General features: G+C 64.5%; 4 protein-coding genes. All 4 read left to right on the top strand.

Going from position 1 to position 3,200, the window contains the following annotated elements; all coding sequences use genetic code 11:
* Positions 1 to 1,012: epoxide hydrolase family protein (locus AC1D00_RS33320; protein ID WP_477013588.1), on the top strand; the 1,012-nt coding region annotated here is incomplete at its 5' end.
* Between the two features lie 44 nt (positions 1,013 to 1,056).
* Positions 1,057 to 1,905 carry an enoyl-CoA hydratase/isomerase family protein gene (locus AC1D00_RS33315; protein ID WP_135177451.1) on the top strand — a complete coding sequence of 283 codons (849 nt, stop codon included), beginning with the start codon at positions 1,057 to 1,059 and terminating at the stop codon, positions 1,903 to 1,905.
* A 64-nt stretch (positions 1,906 to 1,969) separates the two neighbouring features.
* Entirely contained in the window at positions 1,970 to 2,440 is a 471-nt protein-coding gene (locus tag AC1D00_RS33310) for a (2Fe-2S)-binding protein (RefSeq protein ID WP_135177450.1), read from the top strand.
* A 2-nt stretch (positions 2,441 to 2,442) separates the two neighbouring features.
* A partial coding sequence (locus AC1D00_RS33305) for a molybdopterin cofactor-binding domain-containing protein (protein WP_477013587.1) occupies positions 2,443 to 3,200 on the top strand: 758 nt, incomplete at its 3' end.

Below are 3,200 nucleotides of genomic sequence, written 5' to 3'. Positions count from 1 at the left end.
CTGGCGGAAGGCGGAGGCGCGGTTGAATGCTCTGCCGCAATTCGTCACCGAGATCGACGGCGTCGACATTCATTTCATCCACGCTCGCTCCCGGCACGACAATGGCTTGCCGATGATCGTGACGCACGGCTGGCCCGGCTCGATCATCGAACAACTCAAGATCGTCGATCGCTTGACGAACCCAACAGCTCACGGCGAGTCCGCGTCGGACGCGTTTGATCTGGTCATTCCGTCGATCCCTGGTTATGGCTTCTCGGGCAAACCGGTGACGACGGGCTGGGACCCGGTGCGGATCGCGCGCGCCTGGGTCGTGCTGATGAGGCGCCTTGGTTACAGCCGTTTCGTGGCGCAGGGCGGTGATTGGGGCAATGCGATCACCGAGCAGATGGCGCTGCAGGCGCCGCCGGAACTGCTTGGCATCCATACCAACATGCCTGCGACCGTGCCCGCTGATATTGCCAAGGCGTTGCAGCCTGGTGGCGCGCCGCCCTCCGGTCTCTCGGCCGAGGAGCAGAACGCCTATGATCAGCTCGACGACTTCTACAAGCATGGCCTCGGCTATGCCCTCGAGATGGCGAACCGGCCACAGACGCTCTATGGCATCGTGGACTCGCCGGCCGGCCTTGCGTCCTGGATACTCGATCACGACGCGCGCAGCGCCGAACTGATTGCGCGGGTGTTCGACGGCAAGAGCGAAGGCCTGACCCGCGACGATATCCTCGACAACATCACGCTCTACTGGGTGACTAATACGGCGATCTCGTCGGCACGGCTGTACTGGGAAAACAAGCTTGCCTTCTTCGAGCCGAAGCACGTCTCCATCCCGGTTGCCGTCAGCGTCTTCCCCGACGAGATCTATGCCGCCCCGCGCAGCTGGACCGAGCGCGCCTATCCCAAGCTCATCCACTACAACCGGCTCGACAGGGGCGGCCACTTTGCCGCCTGGGAACAGCCAGAGCTGTTCTGTGCGGAAATGCGAACCGCATTCCGTCCTTTGCGCCGGTCGACCTGAGACGGCGGCCTTCTTCCCCAACCTACAGAATAGGAGTGCATACCATGAATCGTCCCGAGCGCAGCTTTGCAACTGATCAGATCCGACTCGAGCGGCGCCTGCCGACATACTGGCGCGTCACCTTCGACATGCCGCCGGTAAACATCTTCGGCCCGAAGCAGCTTCCGCTGCTCAACGACGTAATCACCGCGATCGAGACCGATCCGGAGGTGAAGGTCGTCGTGTTCGACAGTGCCGTCGAGGGGTTCTTCATCACGCATTACGACTTCCTCGCGCCGCTCGAAGAATCCTTGAGCATCCCCCCCGGGCCGACCGGACTGCAGGCACTTCCCGACATGCTCGTGCGTCTCAGCCGGGCGCCAGTCGTGTCCATTGCCTCGATCCGCGGCCGCGCCACTGGGGTCGGCAGCGAGCTTGCGCTCGCGAGCGACATGCGCTTCGCGAGCCGCGAGAAGGCGATCCTGTCGCAATGGGAGGTCGGCGCCGGCCTGGTACCCGGTGGCGGCCCGATGGCGCGATTGCCACGCCTGATGGGCCGAGGGCGCGCGCTCGAAGTTCTGCTCGGCGCCGACGATGTCCACGGCGAGCTCGCCGAACGCTACGGCTACGTCAATCGGTCGCTGCCGGACGCCGAACTCGACGGCTTTGTTGAGGCGCTCGCGATGCGCATGGCGTCATTCGACAAGGAGGCCATTGCCGAGACCAAGCGTCTCGTCGACGTCGCGAGTCTGCCGGCCGATCTCGAGATACGACCCGAATGGGATGCATTCCTGGCTTCCCTCGGCCGTCCCGGGAGCCAGAACAGGATCAAAGCCCTGATGGCGCGGGGCTTCCATCGCGCCGGCGACGTCGAGAACCGGCTCGGCTTCCACGTCGGCCAGCTCGGCAGCTGAGGCAACAACAGCGACGGCGCGGCCGCAAGCCGCGCCGGTTCGCGCAAAACCCAGGAGAGGTAGCATGGCTTTTGACATCACGATCAACGGAACTTTGCGTAGCATTGACGTCGACGGCGATACGCCGCTGCTCTGGGCGTTGCGCGACGTCCTGGGCATGACCGGGACGAAGTTTGGCTGTGGGATGGCCTTATGCGGCGCCTGCACCGTGCATCTTGATGGCTCTGCCGTCCGCTCCTGCGTCACGACGATCGATAGTGTCGGCGACTCGAAGATCACCACGATCGAGGCGGTCGGCGCGACGGCCGCGGGCGCCAGAATACAAAAGGCCTGGCTGCAACATGAGGTCGCGCAATGCGGCTACTGCCAGTCCGGGCAGATCATGTCGGCCTCTGCGCTACTCGCCGGCAACGCCCATCCCACCGATGCAGACATCGACGATGCCATGAGCGGCAACATCTGCCGCTGCGGAACCTACGTCCGCATCCGCGAGGCGATCAAGCTTGCCGCGCAATCGCCGGCCAGGGAGGGCTGACCATGATCCACCATCGCATCGCGCCGACCGCGTCATATGCCGACCTTTCGCGCCGCAATTTTCTCGTCAACAGCGCCGTTGCCGGCAGTGGCCTCGTGCTGAGCCTCATGCTGCCGTTCGGCCAAGGCAAAGCTGTCGGTGCCGAGGACTTCACGCCAAATGCCTTCATCCGCATCGGCGCCGATGGAGAGATCGTGCTGACCATGCCCTATGTCGAGATGGGGCAGGGTACCTACACCTCGATTCCGACGCTGATCGCCGAGGAGCTCGAGGTCGAACTCAAGCAGATCCGTCTCGAACACGCGCCCCCGAACGAGAAGCTCTACGCCAATCCCTTGCTGGGCGTGCAGGCAACCGGCAATTCGAACGCCATCCGTGGCGCCTGGAGGCCCCTTCGCGAAGCCGGCGCGACTGCGCGGATCATGCTGATCGCGGCTGCTGCCAAGCGCTGGGGCGTCGATGTCGCGTCATGCCGGGCGGAGGACGGCAGGGTGATCCATACGGCCAGCGGTCGGCAACTCCGCTATGGCGAGCTTGCCGCGGGGGCCGCGCAGATGCCGGTCCCGAACGACGTCGTGCTGAAGCGACCGGAGGAGTTCAAGTTGATCGGGACCCCGGCGAAACGGCTCGACGCTGCCGGCAAGGTCAACGGGAGCGCAGTCTACGGCATCGATGCTCGACCGCCCGGTGTGAAGATCGCAACACTGGCGCAATCACCCGTGTTCGGTGGCCGGTTGAAGAGCGTGGATGATGCCGCGGC

This window comes from Bradyrhizobium sp. P2_E8 (genome assembly GCF_056403875.1).
Note: the sequence above shows the minus strand (reverse complement) of the source record. Positions and strands in the feature narration are given on the sequence as shown.

Coding starts and splice junctions, on each gene's coding strand:
- AC1D00_RS33315 (WP_135177451.1), top strand. CDS start 1,057: ATGAATCGTCCCGAGCGCAGCTTTGCAACTGATCAGATCCGACTCGAG.
- AC1D00_RS33310 (WP_135177450.1), top strand. CDS start 1,970: ATGGCTTTTGACATCACGATCAACGGAACTTTGCGTAGCATTGACGTC.